Origin of the sequence: Streptomyces sp. NBC_01264 (assembly GCF_026340675.1) — a bacterium.
GTDB lineage: Bacteria > Actinomycetota > Actinomycetes > Streptomycetales > Streptomycetaceae > Streptomyces.
This window is the reverse complement of sequence record NZ_JAPEOX010000001.1, coordinates 2,747,866-2,769,583: the sequence shown is the minus strand read 5'-3', so window position 1 is coordinate 2,769,583 and position 21,718 is coordinate 2,747,866. Positions and strand designations below refer to the sequence as shown.

Annotated in this window: 17 protein-coding genes; 12 read left to right on the top strand and 5 right to left on the bottom strand. The window is 71.2% G+C overall.

Going from position 1 to position 21,718, the window contains the following annotated elements; genetic code table 11:
- The first annotated feature begins 103 nt into the window (after positions 1-103).
- Positions 104-1,252, top strand: coding sequence for an ISAs1 family transposase (locus OG435_RS12655; protein ID WP_323187819.1), 1,149 nt, complete (start codon positions 104-106; stop codon positions 1,250-1,252).
- Between the two features lie 328 nt (positions 1,253-1,580).
- Here OG435_RS12655 and OG435_RS12650 read toward each other — a convergent pair whose 3' ends face one another.
- A complete protein-coding gene (locus tag OG435_RS12650) occupies positions 1,581-2,237 on the bottom strand; it encodes an MBL fold metallo-hydrolase (protein ID WP_266876918.1) in 657 nt (218 codons plus the stop codon).
- Between the two features lie 28 nt (positions 2,238-2,265).
- On the bottom strand, positions 2,266-2,967 hold the full coding sequence (locus OG435_RS12645) for a maleylpyruvate isomerase family mycothiol-dependent enzyme (protein WP_266876917.1): 702 nt from the start codon (positions 2,965-2,967) through the stop codon (positions 2,266-2,268).
- A gap of 188 nt (positions 2,968-3,155) precedes the next feature.
- Between OG435_RS12645 and uvrA the strand changes: the two genes are divergently transcribed.
- Positions 3,156-6,143: an excinuclease ABC subunit UvrA gene (gene uvrA / locus OG435_RS12640; protein ID WP_266876916.1), complete on the top strand. Its 2,988-nt coding sequence runs from the start codon at positions 3,156-3,158 to the stop codon at positions 6,141-6,143.
- 102 nt (positions 6,144-6,245) lie between these two features.
- Here the strand turns inward: uvrA and OG435_RS12635 are convergent, their stop codons facing one another.
- A complete protein-coding gene (locus OG435_RS12635; protein WP_266876915.1) occupies positions 6,246-6,896 on the bottom strand; it encodes an NAD(P)-dependent oxidoreductase in 651 nt (216 codons plus the stop codon).
- A 126-nt stretch (positions 6,897-7,022) separates the two neighbouring features.
- Here OG435_RS12635 and OG435_RS12630 point away from each other — a divergent pair, with 126 nt between their 5' ends.
- Entirely contained in the window at positions 7,023-7,628 is a 606-nt protein-coding gene (locus tag OG435_RS12630) for a TetR/AcrR family transcriptional regulator (protein ID WP_266876914.1), read from the top strand.
- On the opposite strand, the gene OG435_RS12625 is transcribed toward OG435_RS12630, so the two are convergent.
- On the bottom strand, positions 7,603-8,502 hold the full coding sequence (locus OG435_RS12625) for a carbohydrate kinase family protein (protein ID WP_266876913.1): 900 nt from the start codon (positions 8,500-8,502) through the stop codon (positions 7,603-7,605). The two genes, OG435_RS12630 and OG435_RS12625, sit on opposite strands and share 26 nt — an antisense overlap.
- Positions 8,503-8,628: 126 nt before the next feature.
- Between OG435_RS12625 and OG435_RS12620 the strand changes: the two genes are divergently transcribed.
- Positions 8,629-9,060, top strand: a complete 432-nt coding sequence (locus tag OG435_RS12620) for a Rieske (2Fe-2S) protein (RefSeq protein ID WP_266876912.1) — start codon at positions 8,629-8,631, stop codon at positions 9,058-9,060.
- Positions 9,061-9,107: 47 nt separating this feature from the next.
- On the opposite strand, the gene OG435_RS12615 is transcribed toward OG435_RS12620, so the two are convergent.
- A complete protein-coding gene (locus OG435_RS12615; RefSeq protein ID WP_266876911.1) occupies positions 9,108-10,211 on the bottom strand; it encodes a hypothetical protein in 1,104 nt (367 codons plus the stop codon).
- 239 nt (positions 10,212-10,450) lie between these two features.
- Between OG435_RS12615 and OG435_RS12610 the strand changes: the two genes are divergently transcribed.
- The 8 genes from OG435_RS12610 (at position 10,451) to gap (ending at position 21,582) form a co-directional block, all read left to right on the top strand.
- Positions 10,451-11,101 carry a papain-like cysteine protease family protein gene (locus OG435_RS12610; protein WP_266876910.1) on the top strand — a complete coding sequence of 217 codons (651 nt, stop codon included), beginning with the start codon at positions 10,451-10,453 and terminating at the stop codon, positions 11,099-11,101.
- 4 nt (positions 11,102-11,105) lie between these two features.
- Positions 11,106-11,954, top strand: a complete 849-nt coding sequence (locus OG435_RS12605; protein WP_266876909.1) for a hypothetical protein — start codon at positions 11,106-11,108, stop codon at positions 11,952-11,954.
- 193 nt (positions 11,955-12,147) lie between these two features.
- Positions 12,148-14,190: an excinuclease ABC subunit UvrC gene (uvrC, locus tag OG435_RS12600; RefSeq protein WP_266876908.1), complete on the top strand. Its 2,043-nt coding sequence runs from the start codon at positions 12,148-12,150 to the stop codon at positions 14,188-14,190.
- Entirely contained in the window at positions 14,187-15,191 is a 1,005-nt protein-coding gene (gene rapZ / locus OG435_RS12595; protein ID WP_266876907.1) for an RNase adapter RapZ, read from the top strand. Before uvrC ends, rapZ begins: the two co-directional genes overlap by 4 nt.
- Positions 15,188-16,258, top strand: a complete 1,071-nt coding sequence (locus OG435_RS12590) for a gluconeogenesis factor YvcK family protein (RefSeq protein ID WP_266876906.1) — start codon at positions 15,188-15,190, stop codon at positions 16,256-16,258. Before rapZ ends, OG435_RS12590 begins: the two co-directional genes overlap by 4 nt.
- Positions 16,249-17,250 (top strand): DNA-binding protein WhiA, encoded by a 1,002-nt coding sequence (gene whiA, locus OG435_RS12585; RefSeq protein ID WP_112449750.1) that lies wholly within the window; start codon positions 16,249-16,251, stop codon positions 17,248-17,250. The genes OG435_RS12590 and whiA overlap by 10 nt, the downstream gene beginning before the upstream one ends.
- 164 nt (positions 17,251-17,414) lie before the next feature.
- A complete protein-coding gene (locus OG435_RS12580; RefSeq protein ID WP_266876905.1) occupies positions 17,415-20,369 on the top strand; it encodes a M14 family metallopeptidase in 2,955 nt (984 codons plus the stop codon).
- A gap of 208 nt (positions 20,370-20,577) precedes the next feature.
- Positions 20,578-21,582 carry a type I glyceraldehyde-3-phosphate dehydrogenase gene (gene gap / locus OG435_RS12575; RefSeq protein ID WP_266876904.1) on the top strand — a complete coding sequence of 335 codons (1,005 nt, stop codon included), beginning with the start codon at positions 20,578-20,580 and terminating at the stop codon, positions 21,580-21,582.
- The last annotated feature ends 136 nt before the right edge of the window (positions 21,583-21,718 follow it).

The window sequence follows — 21,718 nt, the reverse complement described above, 5'->3', positions numbered from 1 at the left end:
GCTGGTCACAGGGGTGTGACGAACCTTCAGTACGGCATTGGGGCATGCACCGAGGCTCCGATGATCAAGGTGACCTTCACGTCGCCTGATCATCGGAGCCTCGATGTGCCGCCAGTCTGCCACCGTCTGTTTGACCAAGTCGCCCTCGCGTCGGCAGCGTGAGCTCCCCGACATGAACGTTCGGCTGAGTGCCCTGCCCGATCCGCGTGATCGCCGCGGACGCCGCCATGCCCTTGCCTCGGTGCTCTTGGCCGCGGCGTGCGCGGTCCTGGCCGGTGCCCGCTCCTACGCCGCGATCGGGCAATGGGCCCGCCACGCACCCCAAGACACCCTCGCCCGCCTGGGGTTTCGTCCGCGCAGCCCCCTCGGGGTTCGCCGTCCGGCCTCGCTTTCAACGGTGCGCCGAGTGCTGGTCGCCGTGTGCCCCGGTGGACTCGCCGACCTCCTCGGACATAGTCCGGCCGGCACGGAATCGGTCGGGGTGGACGGCAAGAGTGCCCGCGGCTCACGCACCGACACCACCGCGGCCGCGCACCTCCTGTCCGCCGTCACGGCTGCCGGCCGCACCGTCAGCCAGCTGAGAGTGCCGGACAAAACCAACGAAATAACCGGCTTCACTGCCCTGCTCGCCCCGTTCGACCTGACCGGCACCGTGGTCACCGCCGACGCCCTGCACACCCAGCGCGAACACGCGAAATGGCTGGTCGAGGCCAAGAACGCCCACTACCTGATGATCGTCAAGGGCAACCAGCCAGGCCTCCACGCGGCCATCAAGGCCCTGCCGTGGAAGGACGTGACGGCCCGCCGCTACGACCGCGAGCGCGGGCACGGCCGACGCGAGACCCGCTCGATCCGCACCGTCACCGTCACCGGCCTCGACCTGGACTTCCCCCACATCGTCCAAGCCGCGAAAATCCTGCGGCACCGCACCGACCTGAAAACCGGCAAGGTCACCCGCCAGACCATCCACGCCATCACCGACATGACCTCGTCCGAGGCATCACCCCAGCTCATCGGCCGTATCGCCAGAGCCCAATGGGGCATCGAAGCCGTCCACCACGTCCGGGACACCACCTTCACCGAGGACGCCTCCAAGATCCGCACCGGACACGGACCAGCCAACATGGCCACCCTGCGCAACCTCGCGATCAACACCCTCCGCGACGCCGGCCACCACAACATCGCCGCCGGACTCCGCGAGACCTCCTACACACCCTTCACCCGCCCACTCGACCTGCTCGGACTCGCCTGACCTGCAACGCAGCACGATCAACACGACAATGAATTAGCCCTGGCTGCCGGGCGGAGGGGGAAGAACGCCACGTTCTCGGCATCCTCGAAGACCGATTCCGCTGGGGCTTCTCGCGCCGCGATGCGGCAGAACTCGCATTCGCGCATGGCTGCCTCGGAGCGTGGGAGTCGGTGCGTGGATTTCATCCCGGGGTGCGGGGAGGGGGCGCGTTGCATGGTGCAGTACGTACCCCGCCCCACACCCCCAGGACGTGCGTTCGGCCATCAATGACCGGAGGGGGGTGCGGTCCGGCGCGAGATTGACGGACCGGTGCCCCCTTCGCCGCCCGCTACCAGCCGCGCTCGCGCCATTCGGCCAGGTGGGGACGCTCGGCGCCGAGCGTGGTGTCGTTGCCGTGGCCGGGGTAGACCCAGGTTTCGTCGGGCAGCCGGTCGAAGAGCTGGCGCTCCACGTCGTCGACGAGCCGGACGAAGGCCTTCGGGTCGCCCCAGGTGTTGCCGACGCCGCCGGGGAAGAGGCAGTCGCCGGTGAACACGTGCGGGTGGCCGTGCGGGTCGTCGTAGACCAGCGCGATCGAGCCGGGGGTGTGGCCGACCAGGTGGCGGGCGGTCAGCGTGACCCGGCCGACGGTGATCGTGTCCCCGTCCTCGACGAGCACGTCGGTCGGGACCGGGATGCCCTCCGCGTCGTGGCGGCCCGCGTACGTCCGCGCGCCGGTCGCCCCGACCACATCCGCCAGCGCGCCCCAGTGGTCGCCGTGCTGGTGGGTGGTGACCACGGAGGCGATGCCGCCCTCGCCGATCAGGCTCAGCAGGGTCTCCGGTTCCGCGGCCGCGTCGACGAGCAGCTGCTCGTCGGTGGCCCGGCAGCGCAGCAGGTAGGCGTTGTTGTTCATGCCGCCCACCGCGACTTTGGAAATCATCAGGTCCGAGAGTTCGTGCACGTCGGCCGGACCGCCGACCTTGACCGCTCCGCTGTACGTCATGTCCTCGATCCTAAGGGTGCCGTGAGGTCTAGAGAGGGGGCAGCTCGGGGAGGCGGCCGCCTTCGATCAGCGTGAGGTGCGCGCCCTGGTCCCCGCGTCCGGCGAGCCAGCCGAGCAGCTCGTCACGGGTGCCGGCCAGGGTGACGGGCGAGCCCTCGGTGCCACCGGTGTGCCAGATGGGTCCGGTGCCGTCGTACCCGAGCCACAGGGTGACCGGCGGGACCTCCGGGCGGCCCGACCAGCGGTCGGCGAGGAAGGCGATCTCGCGCTCGGCGAACGCGTCCGGGAGGTCGGAGAGCTCGTAGCCGATGTTCAGGTCGACGTGGTGCAGCTCGACCTCGATCAGGCGCCGGAAGGGGACGCGGGCGGCCGTGTCGGTGACGCCGTTGCGCAGCTCGACGGTGCGGGTCCAGTCCTGCGGGCGGGAGGCCACGGTCTGCCAGCGGTCCGCGGAATTCCGGACGTCCTCGAGCTGTTCCAGCAGGGGACGCCCCGCATCACGCGCGATGTCGGATTCCCGGGAGGTGGCGCTCTCGTACATCGGGCGGCCCTCGAAGACCTCGACCAGGGCGTCCGCGTTCCGGGCGAGGTGGGCCAGGACGTGCCCGCGGCTCCAGCCGGGGAGGCGTGACTCTTCGGCCAGGGCCGCGTTGTCCAGCTTCGCGGCCGCGGTCAGTAGTCGATCAGTGGCTTCGCGTACGGACCGCAGGTCGTGCTCATGATCAGTCATGCGGCCGAGCCTAGTGGCCGAGGGGCCCTCGCCACACGATCGGGTGAAGAGGGTTGCGGAGTGCCGAAAATCGAATGCACGTGCTATACGCTCGGAGTCCAGTCTCCCACTCCACCGCAGAGGCGCCCCCCAATACCCTTGGGACGGGGGCCAGTGCCCCCGCTCTCTCAAGAAAGGTGCGGACCGGCGTGACCGACCGTCTCATCGTTCGTGGCGCTCGCGAGCACAACCTCAAGAACGTTTCTCTTGACCTGCCGCGCGACTCGCTCATCGTCTTCACCGGACTCTCCGGGTCGGGCAAGTCCTCCCTGGCCTTCGACACGATCTTCGCCGAGGGGCAGCGCCGCTACGTGGAGTCGCTGTCCTCGTACGCCCGCCAGTTCCTCGGGCAGATGGACAAGCCCGACGTCGACTTCATCGAGGGCCTCTCCCCGGCCGTCTCCATCGACCAGAAGTCCACCTCGCGCAACCCCCGCTCCACCGTCGGCACCATCACCGAGGTCTACGACTACCTCCGCCTGCTCTTCGCGCGCATCGGCAAGCCCCACTGCCCCGAGTGCCGCCGGCCGATCTCGCGGCAGTCGCCGCAGGCGATCGTCGACAAGGTGCTCGCACTTCCCGAGGGCAGCCGCTTCCAGGTGCTCTCGCCGCTGGTGCGCGAGCGCAAGGGCGAGTTCGTCGACCTCTTCGCCGACCTCCAGACCAAGGGTTACAGCCGCGCCCGGGTGGACGGGGAGACGATCCAGCTCTCCGAGCCGCCCACGCTGAAGAAGCAGGAGAAGCACACCATCGAGGTGGTCATCGACCGCCTCACCGTCAAGGACAGCGCCAAGCGCCGGCTGACGGACTCCGTGGAGACCGCCCTCGGGCTGTCGGGCGGCATGGTGATCCTGGACTTCGTCGACCTCGCGGAGGACGACCCCGAGCGTGAGCGGATGTACTCCGAGCACCTCTACTGCCCGTACGACGACCTCTCCTTCGAGGAGCTGGAGCCGCGCTCCTTCTCCTTCAACTCGCCCTTCGGCGCCTGCCCCGAGTGCACCGGCATCGGTACGCGCATGGAGGTGGACCCGGAGCTGATCGTCCCGGACGAGGACAAGTCCCTGGACGAGGGCGCGGTTTCGCCGTGGGCGCTCGGCCACACCAAGGACTACTTCCAGCGGCTGATCGGCGCGCTCGCGGGCGAGCTCGGCTTCCGCACGGACATCGCGTGGGCCGGCCTGCCGCTGCGGGCGAAGAAGGCCCTGCTGTACGGCCACAAGACCCAGATCGAGGTCCGCTACCGCAACCGGTACGGGCGCGAGCGGGCCTACACCACGGCGTTCGAGGGTGCGGTGCCGTTCGTGAAGCGGCGCCACTCGGAGTCCGAGAGCGACGCCAGCCGCGAGCGCTTCGAGGGCTACATGCGCGAGGTGCCCTGTCCGACCTGCCAGGGCACCCGGCTCAAGCCGATCGTGCTCGCGGTGACGGTCATGGACCGCTCGATCGCCGATGTCGCCGCGATGTCGATCAGCGAGTGCGCGGACTTCCTCGGGCGCCTCAAGCTCGACGCCCGAGACAAGAAGATCGCCGAGCGGGTCCTCAAGGAGGTCAACGAGCGGCTCCGCTTCCTCGTCGACGTCGGCCTGGACTACCTCTCGCTCAACCGCGCCGCCGGCACCCTCTCGGGCGGTGAGGCCCAGCGCATCCGCCTCGCCACGCAGATCGGCTCCGGCCTGGTGGGCGTGCTGTACGTGCTGGACGAGCCCTCCATCGGCTTGCACCAGCGGGACAACCACCGCCTGATCGAGACCCTCGTCCGGCTGCGCGACATGGGCAACACGCTCATCGTCGTCGAGCACGACGAGGACACCATCAAGGTGGCCGACTGGGTCGTCGACATCGGCCCGGGCGCCGGCGAGCACGGCGGCAAGGTCGTGCACAGCGGCTCCCTGAAGGAGCTGCTGAAGAACCCCGAGTCGATCACCGGTCAGTACCTGTCCGGGAAGCGGTCCATCCCGCTCCCGGACGTACGCCGCCCCGTGGACCCGACCCGCAAGCTCACGGTGCACGGCGCCAAGGAGAACAACCTGCGGGACATCGACGTGTCCTTCCCGCTGGGCGTGCTCACGGCGGTGACGGGCGTATCGGGCTCCGGCAAGTCGACGCTGGTCAACGACATCCTGTACACGCACCTCGCCCGCGAGCTCAACGGCGCGCGTTCGGTGCCGGGGCGGCACACGCGGGTGGACGGCGACGACCTCGTCGACAAGGTCGTGCACGTCGACCAGTCGCCGATCGGCCGGACCCCACGGTCCAACCCGGCCACGTACACCGGTGTCTTCGACCACGTCCGCAAGCTCTTCGCGGAGACGATGGAGGCGAAGGTGCGCGGCTATCTGCCGGGCCGCTTCTCCTTCAACGTGAAGGGCGGCCGGTGCGAGAACTGCTCCGGCGACGGCACGATCAAGATCGAGATGAACTTCCTGCCGGACGTGTACGTCCCGTGCGAGGTCTGCCACGGCGACCGGTACAACCGGGAGACCCTGGAGGTCCACTACAAGGGCAAGTCCATCGCCGAGGTCCTGAACATGCCGATCGAGGAGGCCGCCGGCTTCTTCGAGGCTGTTCCGACGATCTCGCGGCACCTGAAGACGCTGAACGAGGTCGGGCTCGGGTACGTCCGCCTCGGCCAGTCGGCGCCGACCCTCTCGGGCGGCGAGGCCCAGCGCGTGAAGCTGGCCTCGGAGCTCCAGAAGCGGTCGACCGGGCGGACGGTGTACGTCCTGGACGAGCCGACGACGGGTCTGCACTTCGAGGACATCTCGAAGCTGATCAAGGTGCTGTCGGGGCTGGTCGACAAGGGCAACACGGTGATCGTCATCGAGCACAACCTCGACGTGGTCAAGACCGCGGACTGGGTCGTGGACATGGGCCCCGAGGGTGGTTACGGAGGCGGCCTCGTCGTCGCCGAAGGCACGCCGGAGCAGGTCGCCTCGGTGGGCGCGAGCCACACGGGCAAGTTCCTGCGGGACATCCTGGGCGCGGACCGGATCCTGGAGGCGGGCTCCCCGGCGGCGGCTCCGGCGAAGCCGGCGAAGAAGGCGGCCGCACGCAAGAAGGCGGCGGCCCCGGCCGCGAAGAAGACGGCCGCCCCGGCGGCCGCGAAGAAGACCACCCGGGCCCGCAAGGCCTAGCCCGGGGGTGCGACACCTCGAACGCCGGAGGGGCTGGAAATCCAGCCCCTCCGGCGTTTTGAGCAAGGGACGGCCCCGCGCACCGGCGTGCCCGGTCCGGGGCTACGCGGCGACGCCGATGGCGTGGCCCGAGGTGGACGGGTCGGACAGGGCGGTCAGGAGCGCGTCGGCGACGTCCGCCCGGGCGATGACCTTGCCGCCCGGGACGTTGGCGTCGACCGCCCGCCGGTACGTCCCCGTGAACGGCCGGTCCAGCAGTCGCGGCGGCCGGATCACCGTCCACTGCGTACGGCTGGCGGCGATCGCCGCCTCCATGACCGTGAGGTCCGCGTACACGTCCCGCAGCGCCCTGCGCAGCAGCGGGTAGACCAGCACCCGCGTGAGCGCCCCGTCCTCCGGCGAGTCCGGACCCAGCGGCGCCGCGCTGACCGCCGACAGGCGGCCCACCCCGGCCCGGTCCATCGCGGAGACGATCGACCGCAGGGCCGGACCCGCGATCGGGGTGAGTCTGGCCTGCTTGTTGCCCGTCGGGCCGAGCGCGGAGACCACCGCCTCCTGCCCCTCCAGCACGCGGACGAGCGCGTCCTCGTCGGACAGGTCCCGTACGACCGTCACCCGCAGCCGCTCGTGCGCGGGTACGTCCAGTCGCGCCGGGTCGCGGACGACCGCCGTCACCTCGTGGCCCGCTCCGAGTGCCTGTCGGACCACTTCGTGGCCGATCCCGCCCGTGGCTCCGAACACCGTGAGTTTCATTCCGACTCCCACATTCGCGTGACGCATGACGTGTGGTGCATGACCTGTGGTGCATGACGTGTGGTGCTTGGCGGAGAGGGGGGTGGGTGAGTATTCACTCACCCCCACTTCCGCTAGGGTGAGTGAATGCTCACCCCAAAGTCAAGCCGGTCCACCCCGGAGCGCCTGCTCGATGCCGCCGAAACCCTGATGCGCTCCACGGGGCTGGCCAACGCCACCACGAAGGCCATCGCCCGGGAGGCGGGCTGCTCGGAGGCCGCGCTCTACAAGTACTTCGCGAACAAGGAAGAACTGTTCGTCCGCGTGCTGATGGAGCGACGCCCCAATGCCGGCGCGATGATGGCGGCGATGACCGGCGACCCGGGGGAGCAGCCGGTCGAGGACCGGCTGACCGAGATCGCCCGGTACGCCTCGCTCTTCTACGCCGAGGCCATGCCCATGGCGGGCTCGCTCTTCGCCGACCCCGTCCTGCTCACCCGCCACCGCGAGGGCGTACGGAGCATCGGCGCGGGTCCGCACGTGGTGCTGGAGGCCCTCACCGGCCACCTGCTGCGCGAACTCGAACGCGGCAGGCTGCGCCCCGACGCCGACCCGGCGGCCGCCGCCGCGCTGCTGCTCGGCGCCTGCTTCCAGCGGGCCTTCTTCCTGCACTTCTCCGGGCCCGACACGGTCGGGCCCGTCGAGGAGTTCGCCCCCGCGGTGGCCGCTACGGTGTGGGCCGCCCTGCGCTGAGCTCGGCGGCGTACGGAGGCTCCGCGCCCGCCCGGGTGCAGGTCAGCGCGGCCGCCTCGGCGGCGTAGGACAGCACCCCGGGCCAGTCCACGGGACCCGGGCGCTCCGCGCCGCCCGCGAGCCGGTGCAGCAGGGCCGCGTTCACGGTGTCGCCCGCGCCGATGGTGTCCACCACCGAGACCCGGCGGGCCGCCGCCGAGTGCTCCGCCCCGTCCCGCGTCCACACCGTCAGGCCGCCCGCGCCCCGGGTGAGCACCACCGCCGACGGCCCCGCCGCCAGCCAGTCGCCGACCCGGCCGCCGAGCCACGCCGCGTCCTCCTCCGACAGCTTCAGCACGCCGACGTGCGGCAGCCAGGACAGGAACCGGGCCCGGTAGGCCGCCGGATCGCCGATCAGCGCCGGGCGGATGTTGGGGTCGAGCAGGGTCAGCAGCCCGCGCCCGGACTCCCTGCGCAGCAGGGTCTCGTAGGCGCTCGCCCCGGGCTCCAGCACCAGCGAGCAGGTGCCGAGCGCGAGGGCCCGTACCCCCTCCGGGAGCGCGGGCGGCAGCCGGAACAGCCGGTCGGCCGTGCCCTCGACGTAGAACCCGTACGCCGCCGAGCCGTCCGGGGCCAGCGAGGGCACCGCCAGCGTGGTCGGCTCCGGTCCGCGCTGGACCAGCGAGAGGTCCACCCCGGCCGCGCGCAGTCCGTCGAGCAGCGAGGCGCCGAAGCCGTCCGTCGAGATCCGGGAGCAGAAGGCGACCGGTGCGCCGAGCCGGCCCAGCGCGAGCGCGGTGTTGTACGGTCCGCCGCCCGGCCGGGGCAGCAGGGCGCCCGGCGGCTGTGCGACGGGCACCAGGTCGATCAGGGCTTCTCCACCGACGACGATCACGCGGGGGAAGCTACCCCATCGGGCGCGGGTATCGTCGGGTGGGCCCGCCGGGCCCGGCCGTGCCGATCCCGGCCCCGCCGCATCCGCACGCCCGTCCGCACGCCGCCCTCACTCCAGGAGCACCGCATGTCCGCCTCGCAGTCCGCCGCCCGCCGTACCGTCCTCAAGGGCGCCGCCGCGATCGTCGGAGCCGTCGGCGGCGGCGCGGCGCTCACCGCCTGCTCCACCGAGACCAACAGCGGCTCCGGCTCCCCGGCGGTCCCCGCCCAGCCCGTGGAGCTGGGCGCGGCGGCCGAGGTCCCGGTCGGCGGCGCGAAGCTGTTCCGGGAGAAGAAGCTCGTGGTCAGCTGCGCCGAGGCGGGCCAGTACAAGGCCTTCAGCGCGCAGTGCACCCACGCCGGCTGCGTACTGGACAAGATCGTCGAAGGTGAGGGCAACTGCCCCTGCCACGGCAGCCGCTTCGACGTGACCACGGGCAAGGTGCTGCGCGGCCCGGCCACCGACCCGCTGCCGGAGGTCCCGGTGAAGGTCGAGGGCGGCAAGCTCGTCGCGGGCTGAGCGGCCGGCTCGTCGCGGGCTGACGGGCGGGACCGCCGCACCGGCGCTCACTCCCAGTCCCACCCGATCCCCATGATCCCGCGCGTCACCGCCTGCTCCACCAGGTGCACGGCCCGGTGCGGTCCGCTCGGGGTCAGGTCCACGAGCCGTCCGCGCGGCGCGTCGGGACCGCTGCGCGTGAAGCGGCGGCAGCGCACCGGCAGCGCCGCCTCGTCGAACCGGACCTGGAGCACGTACTGCCCGCCCGTGTAGCTGAAGCCGCGCACGTACTCGGTGCTGCGGCCCGCGGTGCCGTCCTCGAAGCCGTAGCCGAAGACGTAGGTGTCCCCGGCGCGCAGCCGGGCGTCGAAGAGCAGCTCGGCGACGACCAGCTCGGCTCCGGGGTGGCGGCGGATCCGCCCGGTCCGGCAGTTCTCGTCGGCCCGTACCCGGATCCGCTGCGGATCGCAGCCCGGGTCGCCGTGGTGGACCGCGATGTACCGGTCGACCCCGTCCCGGTGGGCCCGTACGACGTGCTGCGATGCGCGGCCGAGCATTTCCCCGGCCGGCCCGATCCACACCCGCTCGTGGTGGCCGACGGTGTGCAGGCCGCCGTCCGCGGGCAGTTCCATGCCGGCCAGCATCTCCTCCACCGCCGCGCCCGTGCGCAGCAGCGCCCGGTACGAGCGCGCGGGCGGCCGGGCCGCCCCGGGGGCGGCGGGCTCCGGTGCGGCGAGCAGTCGCAGCAGGGCTCCGCCGGGCAGTTCCAGGATCTGCTCCAGGGCCCGTACGGCCTTCAGCGACTCGGGGCGGCCCGGCCGCCGGGCGCCCTGCTGCCAGTAACTGAGGCTCGTCACCCCGAGCTTGATGCCGCGGGCGGTGAGCCGGTGCTGCACCCGGTGCAGGGGCAGGCCGCGGGCGGCGAGGGCGGCGCGGAGCGCGAGGTGGAAGGGGCCGTCGCGCAGCAGGCGCGGAAGCTCCCGGGCGCCGTCCGCGCGGGCACCGCTCGAAGGCGGGCCGTCCGAGGAGGGGCCGTCCGAGGAAGGGCCGTCCGAGGAGGAGCTGTCCGAGGACCGGCCGTCCGACGAGGGGATGTCCGAAGGAGGGCCGTCCGCAGGGGTGCCGTAGGCGGGGGCGGTGTCCGGGAAGGTGCCGTTCGCGCTCGACCGCATGGCGGCTCCTCTTGTGAACGTTCACGCGGCGGGGTGCGGGCGGTCCGGCGGGTGACGCCCGTGGTCCCGGTGGGTCCAGGTGGGGTGACGGCGGACGTTCACACTCTGGCCCCACCGTTCACACCGCGATGTCACGCCGTATTGAAGCGTGTTGACCTGTTCCCGACAACACCCCGATGCTCCTCCACAGCGTCCGGACGCGCTCCTCCACCCCCACTCCCCACATCGGGAGGAACGCGATGCGCAACAGAACCCGGCGGCTCACCCTGGCCGCCTTCCTCACCGCTCTGCTCACCGTCCTGCTCGCCTTGCCCACCGCTGCCGCCACCGCCGCCGATGCCGCCGCCGGTACGGGCACCACGACCGCCACCTCCTCCGCTGCCGCCGCCCCCGCCGAGACCTCGGCACTGGCGTCGAAGCGGCTGAACATCACCATGCAGGCGCAAGCGAAGACCAACTGGTGCTGGGCCGCGGGCGGCAACACCATCGCCACCTGGTTCGGCCGCAACTACAGCCAGAACCAGTTCTGCAATGCCGCCTTCAACCGCCAGCAGGGCTACGACTGCCCCAACAACCAGGCCAACCTGGCCAACGTCCAGACCGCCCTGCGCTGGGCCGGCATCAACTCCGGCTCCTACGTGAACGGCTGGCTCCAGTACTCCACCGTCCAGACCGAGATCAATGCCAACCGCCCGGTCGAGACCCGCATCCAGTGGTCCAACGGCGGCGGTCACATGCACGTGATCTACGGCTACGACACCGCGAACAGCTGGGTGTACTGGGGAGACCCGTGGCCCTCCAGCGACCGCTACAACTGGGCCTCGCACGCCTGGTACGTGGACAACAGCACCTTCTCCTGGACCCACTCGCTCTACCGGATCGGGGCGTGACCTCATGGCTACCCGCCTCATGTCCCTCCGCCTCATGAATGGCCGCCTCGTGAACGGCCGCCTCGCCGCCGCGGCCGTCGCCGCGACCGCCGTACTGGCCCTGGCCCCCACCCAGGCGTCCGCGGCGCCCGTTCCGCAGCCCCAGGCCGCCACCGCCGAGAACCTCGCCGCCGCCGGGCGGACGGCCGCGGCCCCCGACACCCTCGCCACCCTGTCCCGCTTCTTCGCCCGCGAGGGCAAGGTCTCGCTCGCCGCCGCGCAGCCCCGCATCGAGGGCGGGACCGTTCCCGTGCACTACCTCTCCCCGGAGTTCGTCGCCGGGAAGGCGGGCGCGAGCGTGGCCCGGCTGGAGTTCCTCGCCAGCAAGGCCGTCTCCTCCGACGGACAGCAGGCCGCCCTGTGGACCGCGAGGACCGAAGCGGGCTGGCAGGTGGTGAACATCGCCACCGGCGACGACGAGTTCCGCTACGCACAGCTCGGCGCGGCGAAACTCCCCGGCGGGACCGTGTTCCGGGAACCGCAGATCGACGCCTGGTACGTGGCAGGCGGCGAGCGGGTGCTGCCCCTGGACGAGGACGCGGCCACCGCCGTCGGCGCGCAGGGCACGAGCCTGGCCGCCTACCGGACGCGGGTCGTGAAGGCCTACGGGGACAAGCTGCCGGGATCCGCCTACGGCAGGTCCGGCAAGGCAGGTGGCTTCGCCCCCACGGAAGCCACGGCCACCGCGGCGCAAGCGCCCGGGCCCTCCTCCGCCGGGCTCCCGATGACCGCCGGAGCCGTGGCTCTGGCGCTGGGCGCGGCCGGCGCGGTGGCCGCGCGGCGCGCCCGGCGGCAGCGGGTGGTGCGGGCGTAGCCACCCGGGGGGTCCGGCCGCCCGGCCGCCAGCCGGGCGGCCGGACCCCGCCCCGCGCGGGCAGGACCCCTTGAGGCCATGGCCCCGCGCGGGCAGGATCCCGGGAGGCCGTCCCCTGCGACCAGGACCCCGTGCTGCCGGGCCCCGCGGGGCTGAGGCCCGCTTGTCGGCGGGCGCCAGTAGGGTGGTTGGCATGGCCGACCCTTCCAGCTACCGCCCCGAGCCGGGACAGGTTCCCGACTCCCCGGGGGTCTACAAATTCCGCGACGAGCACCGCCGGGTGATCTACGTCGGGAAGGCCAAGAGCCTGCGCCAGCGGCTGGCCAGCTACTTCCAGGACCTCGCCGGGCTGCACCCGCGTACCGCCACCATGGTGACCACGGCCGCCTCCGTGGAGTGGACCGTGGTCTCCACCGAGGTCGAGGCGCTCCAGCTCGAATACTCCTGGATCAAGGAGTTCGACCCCCGGTTCAACGTCAAGTACCGGGACGACAAGAGCTACCCCTCCCTCGCCGTCACCATGAACGAGGACTACCCGCGGGTCCAGGTCATGCGCGGGCCCAAGAAGAAGGGCGTGCGCTACTTCGGCCCGTACGGGCACGCCTGGGCCATCCGCGAGACCGTCGACCTGATGCTCCGGGTCTTCCCCGTCCGCACCTGCTCCGCCGGGGTGTTCAAGCGGTCCGCCCAGATCGGCCGCCCCTGCCTGCTCGGCTACATCGGCAAGTGCTCCGCGCCCTGCGTCGGCCGGGTCACGCCCGAGGAGCACCGCGAACTCGCCGAGGACTTCTGCGACTTCATGGCCGGCCGCACCGGCACCTACCTGACCCGCCTCGAACAGCAGATGCACGAGGCCGCGGAGGAGATGGAGTACGAGAAGGCCGCCCGGCTGCGCGACGACATAGGGGCCCTGCGCCGGGCCATGGAGAAGAACGCGGTCGTGCTCGCCGACGCCACCGACGCCGACCTGTTCGCGGTCGCCGAGGACGAGCTCGAAGCGGCCGTGCAGATCTTCCACGTCCGCGGCGGCCGGGTCAGGGGCCAGCGCGGCTGGGTCACCGACAAGGTCGAGGCCGTGGACACCGCCGGGCTCGTCGAGCACGCCCTCCAGCAGCTGTACGGGGAGGAGAAGGGCGAGGCCGTCCCCAAGGAGGTGCTGGTCCCGGCGCTCCCCGAGGACACCCCGGCGCTGAGCCAGTGGCTCGCCGAGCGGCGCGGTTCGCAGGTCAGCCTGCGCATCCCGCAGCGCGGGGACAAGAAGGCGCTGATGGAGACCGTCCACCGCAACGCCCAGCAGTCCCTCGCCCTGCACAAGACCAAGCGCGCCGCCGACCTCACCACCCGCTCGCGGGCCCTGGAGGAGATCGCCGAGGCCCTGGACCTGGACGGCGCGCCGCTGCGCATCGAGTGCTTCGACATCTCCCACCTGCAGGGCGACGACGTCGTGGCCTCGATGGTCGTCTTCGAGGACGGACTCGCGCGCAAGGGCGAGTACCGGCGCTTCCAGATCAAGTCCTTCGAGGGGCAGGACGACGTCCGCTCCATGCACGAGGTGGTCTCCCGGCGCTTCCGCCGCTATCTCCAGGAGAAGCTGAAGACGGGGGAGTGGTCCCCTGACGACGCCGTGGCCGCCGCGGGCGTCGTGGGCGGCGAAGTCGATCGGGACACGCCCGAGGACGACGGGCGCCCCAGGCGCTTCGCGTACCCGCCGCAGCTCGTCGTCGTCGACGGCGGGCAGCCCCAGGTGGCCGCCGCCAAGCGGGCCCTGGAGGAGCTGGGGATCGACGACGTCGCCGTGTGCGGCCTGGCCAAGCGCCTGGAGGAGGTCTGGCTGCCCGGGGAGGACGACCCGGTGGTGCTGCCCCGCAGCAGCGAGGGCCTGTACCTGCTCCAGCGGGTCCGTGACGAAGCCCACCGGTTCGCCATCCAGTACCAGCGCAACAAGCGCGGCAAGCGCCTGAAGGCCGGGCCCCTCGACGAGGTCCCCGGGCTCGGAGAGAGCCGCAGGCTGGCCCTGATCAAGCACTTCGGTTCGGTGAAAAAGCTGAGACAGGCGACAATCGACCAGATCTGCGAGGTCCCGGGCATAGGCCGCAAGACGGCCGAGACCGTGGTCGTGGCCCTCGCCCAGGCGGTTCCCGCCGGTCCCGCCGTCAATACGGCGACCGGGGAGATCATTGAGGATGAGACCCCCGCGTCCGCGGGAGCAGCATCCGATCGGGGGACCGAGCAATGACCGAGCACGAGACCCGCCAGGGCCGAGGATCCGAGCAGGATTCCGGAAGTGGCACCGCAGACATCGCATCCGAGTACGACCGAGACGGAGCACAGGTGAGTACGGGCACGACAGTGGAGCCCGGAGATACCGCCGAGGCGGCCATCCCCGAGCTGGTGATCATCTCCGGTATGTCCGGGGCCGGCCGCAGTACGGCGGCCAAGTGCCTGGAGGACCTCGGCTGGTTCGTCGTCGACAACCTCCCGCCCGCGCTGATCACCACCATGGTGGAACTCGGCGCCCGCTCGCAGGGCAACGTGGCGCGCATCGCCGTCGTCGTCGACGTCCGCGGCCGCCAGTTCTTCGACGCGCTGCGCGAATCCCTCGCCGACCTGGAGACGCGCGGGGTCACCCGGCGGATCGTCTTCCTGGAGTCCTCGGACGACGCCCTCGTCCGCCGCTTCGAGTCGGTGCGCCGCCCGCACCCGCTCCAGGGCGACGGCCGCATCGTCGACGGCATCGCCGCCGAGCGCGACCTGCTGCGCGAGCTGCGCGGCGACGCCGACCTCGTCATCGACACCTCCAGCCTGAACGTGCACGAGCTGCGCGCCAAGATGGACGCCCAGTTCGCGGGCGACGAGGAGCCCGAGCTGCGGGCCACCGTCATGTCCTTCGGCTACAAGTACGGCCTGCCCGTCGACGCCGACCTCGTCGTCGACTGCCGCTTCATCCCCAACCCGCACTGGGTCCCGGAGCTGCGGCCCTTCACCGGCCTGAACGAGGAGGTGTCGGGCTACGTCTTCAGCCAGCCCGGCGCCAAGGAGTTCCTCGACCGCTACACCGAGCTGCTCCAGCTCATCGCCACCGGCTACCGCCGCGAGGGCAAGCGGTACGTGACCATCGCGGTCGGCTGCACCGGCGGCAAGCACCGCAGCGTCGCCATGTCGGAGAAGCTCGCCGCCCGCCTCGCCTCCGAAGGAGTCGAGACCGTCGTCGTCCACAGGGACATGGGGCGCGAGTGACCGGACGTACCATGCGGCTCCGCCGCCTGCGCCGCCTCACCACCGGCAAGGGCGAGGACGGCGCGGGCCGTACGGGTCTGCGCCGGGGCGAGGTCTCCGAGGTGGCCGCGCCCAAGGTCGTGGCGCTGGGCGGCGGCATGGGCCTCTCGGCCTCGCTGACCGCCCTGCGCCGGATCACGGGCGAGCTGACCGCCGTGGTCACCGTCGCCGACGACGGCGGCTCCAGCGGCAGGCTGCGCGAGGAGCTCGGCGTCCTGCCGCCCGGGGACCTGCGCAAGGCGCTGGCCGCGCTGTGCGGCGACGACGACTGGGGCCAGACCTGGGCCCGGGTCATCCAGCACCGTTTCCAGTCCCAGGGCGACCTGCACGAGCACGCGGTCGGCAATCTGCTGATCGTCGCCCTGTGGGAACAGCTCGGCGACCCCGTCCAGGCCCTGGACCTCGTCGGCAAGCTGCTCGGCGCCCAGGGCCGGGTGCTGCCGATGTCGGCGGTCCCGCTGGAGCTGCAGGCCCTGGTCAAGGGTCACGATCCGGCCCGCCCCGAGGACGTGGACACCGTACGGGGGCAGGCCACCGTGGCGCTGACCCCCGGCGAGGTGCTCTCCGTACAGGTGGTGCCGAGCGACCCGCCGGCGGTGCCCGAAGCGGTCGCCGCGGTGCTCGACGCGGACTGGGTCGTGCTCGGTCCGGGGTCCTGGTTCTCCTCGGTGATCCCGCACCTGCTGGTGCCCGAACTGCTCGACGCGCTGGTCGAGACCAAGGCCCGCAGGGTGCTCTCGCTGAACCTCGCGCCACAACCCGGCGAAACAGAGGGCTTCTCTCCGCAGCGTCATTTGGAGGTTTTGGCCCGACACGCCCCTAAACTCGCCCTGGACGTGGTGCTGGCCGATCAGGCCGCCGTGCCCGATCGCGAGTCCCTCGCCGATGCCGCAAAACGGTTCGGCGCCGCGGTCGAGCTGGCGCCGGTTGCCCGGCTGGACGGCTCTCCGAAGCACGATCCGGAGCTGCTGGCCGCCGCGTACGACCGTATTTTTCGGATGCATGGAAGGATCGGCCCATGGCGATGACGCCCGCGGTGAAGGATGAGATCGCCCGCCTGCCTGTCACCCGCACCTGCTGCAGGAAGGCGGAGGTCTCGGCGATCCTTCGGTTCGCGGGCGGGTTGCACCTGGTGAGCGGCCGGATCGTCATCGAGGCGGAACTGGACGCGGGGATCGCGGCCCGCCGCCTGCGCAAGGACATTCTGGAGATCTTCGGGCACTCCTCGGATCTCGTGATCATGGCTCCGGGCGGCTTGCGCCGGGGCAACCGGTACGTGGTCCGCGTGGTCGCCGGCGGCGACCAGCTCGCCCGCCAGACCGGCCTCGTGGACGGCCGCGGCCGTCCGATCCGGGGTCTCCCGCCGCAGGTGGTCTCCGGGGCCACCTGTGACGCCGAGGCGGCCTGGCGCGGGGCCTTCCTGGCCCACGGCTCGCTGACCGAGCCGGGACGCTCCTCCTCCCTGGAGGTCACCTGCCCCGGTCCCGAGGCCGCCCTGGCCCTGGTAGGCGCCGCCCGCCGGCTCTCCATCGCCGCGAAGGCCCGCGAGGTCCGCGGCGTGGACCGGGTCGTCGTACGGGACGGGGACGCCATCGGCGCCCTGCTGACCCGGCTCGGCGCCCACGACTCCGTGCTGGCCTGGGAGGAGCGGCGGATGCGGCGCGAGGTGCGCGCCACCGCCAACCGCCTGGCCAACTTCGACGACGCCAACCTGCGCCGCTCGGCGCGGGCCGCGGTGGCCGCCGGAGCACGCGTCCAGCGGGCCCTGGAGATCCTCGCCGAGGAGGTCCCCGAGCACCTCGCCGCCGCCGGCCGGCTGCGCATGGAGCACAAGCAGGCCTCCCTGGAGGAGTTGGGCGCGCTCGCCGACCCGCCGCTGACCAAGGACGCGGTCGCGGGCCGGATCCGCCGCCTGCTGGCGATGGCCGACAAGCGGGCCCAGGACCTCGGGATCCCGGGCACCGAGTCGAACCTCGACCTCAGCGACAGCGAGGAGCTGGCCGACAACATGGCCGGCTGAGCGGGACGGCCGAGCAGGACGGCCGAGCGGGAAGCGTGCCTCCGAAAGGGGCCCGCACGATCACTCGTGCGGGCCTCTTCCGGTATGCCCCATTGACATGAGCATGGGCCGTTCGTGAGCCTGTCGTCCGAAGCTTTCGTGGCAGACGACGCCCAGGGGGGCACATGAGGCACCGCGCGAGATCGATCCTCGCCGCAAGCGCATTCGTCTTCGGCACCACACTGGCCGCACTACCCGCAGCGGCCCAGGCCCAGCCCGGTCCGGCGGACCGGGCCGCCGCCGACGAGGTACGGGTCTACGACGCCGACATCACCAAGGAGCAGGTCCCGCTGGTCCTGGCGGCCGGACAGGACGCGCACGAGCTCACCGAACGCGCCCCGGAGACCGGGACCGCCAAGGTCGAGCTCTTCCTCACCGGCGATCAGGCCAAGGCGCTGTCGGCCCAGGGGATCAAGCTCGCCGAACGCAAGGTCGCGGTCAAGGCCGCGGCGCGCACGCTGGCGGCCGGCGACGGGGTCTTCCGCCCGTACAGCGGCAAGGGCGGTCTCCAGGAGGAGATCCTGCGCACCGCCCAGGAGAACCCGGGCCTCGCCAAGGTCGTCTCCATCGGCAAGACCGTCCAGGGCAAGGACATCCTCGCCCTGAAGGTCACCAAGAACGCCAAGAAGACCAGGGACGGCGCCAAGCCCTCCACGCTCTTCATGTCGAACCAGCACGCCCGTGAGTGGATCACCCCCGAGATGACCCGGCGGCTGATGCACCACACCCTCGACAACTACGGCAAGGACCCGCGGATCACCAAGCTGGTGGACTCCACCGAGCTGTGGTTCCTGCTCTCCGCCAACCCCGACGGCTACGACTACACCTTCGCCCCCGACGGCCAGCGGCTGTGGCGCAAGAACCTGCGCGACAACAACGCCGACGGCAAGATCACCGCGGGCGACGGCGTCGACCTCAACCGCAACTTCGCCTACAAGTGGGGCTACGACAACGAGGGCTCCTCGCCCAACGAGTCGAGCGAGACCTACCGCGGCGCCAAGGCCGCCTCCGAGCCCGAGACGGTGGCTCTCGACACGTTCCAGAAGCGCATCGGCTTCGACTACGCCGTCAACTACCACTCCGCCGCCGAGCTGATCCTCTACGGCGTGGGCTGGCAGGTGGCCACCCCCACCCCCGACGACATCGCCTACAAGGCGCTCGCCGGCACCCCCGAGAACCCGGCCGTCCCGGGCTACTACCCGCAGGTCTCCTCGGAGCTCTACACCACCAACGGCGAAGCGGACAGCCAGGCGGCCAACGCCAACGGCATCATGATGTTCACGCCGGAGATGACCACCTGCCAGACGGCCTCCGCGATCGACCCGGCCGACGCGTGGAAGCCCGAGGACTGCGCCTCCGGCTTCAACTTCCCGGACGACGAGAAGCTCATCCAGGCCGAGTTCGCCAAGAACATCCCCTTCGCGCTCTCCGTGGCCGAGAGCGCCGAGCACCCGGACCGGCCGAAGTCCTCCCTGGGCCTGACCGCCGCGGACTTCACCCTGGACCCGTTCACCACCTCCTACGCGGCCCGCGGCGAGGACCAGAAGGTCTCCGTCACGGCCCGCAAGGCGCTGAAGGACAAGGAGCTCAACTACCGGATCAACGGGGGCCGCACCCACGACGAGGACCTCAGGGCCTGGAAGGGCGGAGAGGTCTACGGCGGCGACGACAACAACTGGTTCGACGAGTACCGCGCCGAAGTCGAGGGCGCGAAGCCCGGAGACAAGGTCGAGGTCTGGTTCACCGGCCGCGACCGCGGCAAGCAGGTCTCCAGCGAGCACTTCACGTACACGGTGGCCTCGCGGCCCCGCGCCGACGTGCTGGTGATCGCCGAGGAGGGCGCCCCCGCGCAGCACGCGCAGGAGTACGTGGACGCGCTGAAGGCCAACGGCAGGAGCGCGGCGGTCTGGGACGTGGCCGTCCAGGGCGCCCCGCACCACCTCGGAGCCCTCTCCCACTTCCGCACCGCCGTCCACTACACCGGGGCGAAGTCTCCGGGCGGCGACACCCAGCTGGCGGTACGCGACTTCCTGAACGAGGGCGGCAAGCTGATCGAGGCCGGCGAGCTGGCGGGCGGCAACGCCCAGGTCGGCCGCGCCGTGACCAACGACTTCAGCCAGTACTTCCTCGGCGCCTACGGCCGCGCGGGGGTCACCGGCCCCACCGGCTTCACCGGCGCGGGCTCCCTGACCGGGGCCAAGGGCGCCCTCGGTGACGCCACGGGCAACCCGCTCGACCGCCCGGGCTCCTACACGGTCACCTCCGACACCCTGCCCGCGGCGCAGTTCCCGCAGTTCAAGAGCGCGCAGGCGGGCCAGTACGCCGGAGTGGTGAACCCGTACGCCCCGTACGCCGGCGCCTCGATGGCCTCGGCCACGCACGACGACGACGACTGGAAGCGCCTCACCCGCACCATCGACCTCACCCAGGTCACCGCGGCCGACCAGCCGAAGCTCAAGATGGCGCTCAACTGGAACACCGAGGAGGGCTACGACCACGCGGTCCTGGAATCCCGTACCGCGGGCGACGACTGGACCACGCTGCCCGAGTTGGGCGGTCTGACCAGCACCACCGTTCCGGAGGAGTGCGGAGCCGGGTTCTTCATCAACGGCCACCCGTTCCTGCGCCGCTACCTCACCCTCGACGCCGGCGGCTGCACCCCCGCGGGCACCAGCGGCCAGTGGAACTCCTTCACCGGTTCCTCCAACGGCTGGAAGCAGGTCTCCTTCGACCTGAGCGCCTACGCGGGCAAGACCGTCGAGGTCTCCCTCGCCTACATCACCGACCCGGGCTCGGGCGGCCGCGGGGTCTTCGCGGACGAGGCCCGCGTCTCGACCGTCGGCGGAGACCAGGCGGCCGAGGGCTTCGAGTCCTCGCTCGGCGTCTGGACCGCCCAGGGCGCACCTGCCGGAAGCCCTGATGTTCCGGGCGATTGGTCCCGCTCGGGCGAGCTGTTCAAGTCCTACGCCGCAGTCACTACGCGTGACACCGTGCTCCTGGGCTTCGGCCTGGAACACGTGCCGGCCGCGGCCGATCGCGCCGTACTGGTCGGTAAGGCCCTGTGGTCGCTGAACCACTGATCAGAGGCCCTGATCGCGCTCACCGTGAGTGACCGGGCACAAAGTCCCCGAGGTCCCGTACTCGTCCTGGAGTGCGGGGCTTCGGGGCGTGTCACAGGATGGTCGATGTCACTCCGAAGCTCACGGAGAGGTAGTGTCGTAAGCGGTCGGGGACATCCCATACAGCTCGCTGGCGGACAGGCCGGCGCACCAACGAGGAGATCGGTTCGTGACGATCCGCGTAGGCATCAATGGTTTTGGTCGAATTGGCCGCAACTACTTCCGGGCGCTTCTGAAGCAGGGAGCGGACATCGAGATCGTCGGTGTCAACGACCTGACTGACAACGCAACCCTGGTTCACCTCCTCAAGTACGACACGATCCTTGGCCGTCTCGAGGCCGAGGTCAGCCACACGGCCGACACCATCACGGTCGGTGGCAACACCTTCAAGACCTTCGCCGAGCGCGACCCCGCGAACCTCCCCTGGGGCGAGCTGGGCGCCGATATCGTCATTGAGTCGACCGGCATCTTCACCAAGAAGGCCGACGCCGCCAAGCACATCGCGGCCGGCGCGAAGAAGGTCCTCATCTCGGCTCCGGCCAAGGACGAGGACATCACGATCGTGATGGGCGTCAACCAGGAGAAGTACGACGCGGCCAACCACCACGTCATCTCCAACGCCTCCTGCACCACCAACTGCGTGGCGCCGATGGCCAAGGTCCTCCTGGAGAACTTCGGCATCGTCAAGGGCATGATGACGACGGTCCACGCGTACACGAACGACCAGCGCATCCTGGACTTCCCGCACTCGGACCTGCGCCGGGCGCGCGCGGCCGCCGAGAACATCATCCCGACCACCACCGGTGCCGCCAAGGCCACCGCGCTGGTCATCCCGGAGCTGGCGGGCAAGCTCGACGGCATCGCGATGCGCGTCCCGGTCCCCACCGGTTCCGTGACCGACCTCGTCATCGAGCTCGAGCGCGAAGTCACCAAGGACGAGGTCAACTCGGCCTTCCAGAAGGCCTCTCAGGGCCAGCTGAAGGGCATCCTCGACTACACCGAGGACGCGATCGTCTCTTCCGACATCGTGAACTGGCCGTACTCCTGCACCTTCGACTCCTCCCTGACCATGGTCCAGGGCAAGAGCGTCAAGGTCATCGGCTGGTACGACAACGAGTGGGGCTACTCCAACCGCCTCGTCGACCTGACCGTGTTCGTCGGCGGTCAGCTCTAAGCACCAAGGCAGGCACCACGATGTGAGCACCGGGGCTCGGGCAGCGCGATGAAGCGCTGTACGGGCCCTGTTGCTTGTCTCGTACCCCTCTCGTCCCGCACGGGTAAAGTCCTGGGCTGGGAAAAGGAGTAGAAAA

Coding starts and splice junctions, on each gene's coding strand:
- OG435_RS12655 (WP_323187819.1), top strand. CDS start 104: ATGTGCCGCCAGTCTGCCACCGTCTGTTTGACCAAGTCGCCCTCGCGT.
- OG435_RS12650 (WP_266876918.1), bottom strand. CDS start 2,237: ATGACGTACAGCGGAGCGGTCAAGGTCGGCGGTCCGGCCGACGTGCAC.
- OG435_RS12645 (WP_266876917.1), bottom strand. CDS start 2,967: ATGACTGATCATGAGCACGACCTGCGGTCCGTACGCGAAGCCACTGAT.
- OG435_RS12635 (WP_266876915.1), bottom strand. CDS start 6,896: ATGAAACTCACGGTGTTCGGAGCCACGGGCGGGATCGGCCACGAAGTG.
- OG435_RS12630 (WP_266876914.1), top strand. CDS start 7,023: ATGCTCACCCCAAAGTCAAGCCGGTCCACCCCGGAGCGCCTGCTCGAT.
- OG435_RS12620 (WP_266876912.1), top strand. CDS start 8,629: ATGTCCGCCTCGCAGTCCGCCGCCCGCCGTACCGTCCTCAAGGGCGCC.
- OG435_RS12615 (WP_266876911.1), bottom strand. CDS start 10,211: ATGCGGTCGAGCGCGAACGGCACCTTCCCGGACACCGCCCCCGCCTAC.
- OG435_RS12610 (WP_266876910.1), top strand. CDS start 10,451: ATGCGCAACAGAACCCGGCGGCTCACCCTGGCCGCCTTCCTCACCGCT.
- OG435_RS12605 (WP_266876909.1), top strand. CDS start 11,106: ATGGCTACCCGCCTCATGTCCCTCCGCCTCATGAATGGCCGCCTCGTG.
- uvrC (WP_266876908.1), top strand. CDS start 12,148: ATGGCCGACCCTTCCAGCTACCGCCCCGAGCCGGGACAGGTTCCCGAC.
- rapZ (WP_266876907.1), top strand. CDS start 14,187: ATGACCGAGCACGAGACCCGCCAGGGCCGAGGATCCGAGCAGGATTCC.
- whiA (WP_112449750.1), top strand. CDS start 16,249: ATGGCGATGACGCCCGCGGTGAAGGATGAGATCGCCCGCCTGCCTGTC.
- OG435_RS12580 (WP_266876905.1), top strand. CDS start 17,415: ATGAGGCACCGCGCGAGATCGATCCTCGCCGCAAGCGCATTCGTCTTC.